This is a genomic window from Actinocrinis puniceicyclus (assembly GCF_018283645.1).
Classification (GTDB): domain Bacteria; phylum Actinomycetota; class Actinomycetes; order Streptomycetales; family Catenulisporaceae; genus Actinocrinis; species Actinocrinis puniceicyclus.
The window spans coordinates 1-429 of sequence record NZ_JAGSXH010000398.1 but is presented as its reverse complement, the minus strand read 5'-3'; the positions used below and the strand labels follow the sequence as shown (position 1 = coordinate 429).

Annotated in this window: 1 protein-coding gene; it reads right to left on the bottom strand. The window is 66.4% G+C overall.

Annotation, left to right across the window (positions count from 1 at the left end):
* On the bottom strand, positions 1-352 hold a 352-nt coding region (locus KGA66_RS29465; RefSeq protein ID WP_211472930.1), incomplete at its 3' end, for a twin-arginine translocation signal domain-containing protein.
* Positions 353-429: the final 77 nt, after the last annotated feature.

Below are 429 nucleotides of genomic sequence, written 5' to 3'. Positions count from 1 at the left end.
CGTTCAGGCCGAAGGGCACGGCGCAGCCCAGGCAGAAGGTCGGGTCCTTGCCGTAGAAGTAGTAGGGCGCCGTGTGCGCCATTTCGACCGACGCGTTCTGCACGCCGTCCACCACGCCGAAGGCGGGCATCAGTTCGCCGCCGGCATGCACCGAGATCTGGAACTTGCCGCTCGTGGCTTCGCTGACCTTCTTGGAGAACACTTCCGCCGTGCCGTAGATGGTGTCCAGCGACTTGGGGAAGCTGGATGCGAGGCGCCAGCGGATGCTGGCCTGGGCGTGCACAGCGGGGGCTGCGCCGGCGGCCAGGACGCCGGCGATGCCTGCGTGCTTGAGGATGGAACGACGGTCCATGGATGGGTCTCCGGTGATGATTGTTTGCATGCCTGCTGCCGGGCGCCTCTGGCGACAGGCAGACGGACTGTTTCAGC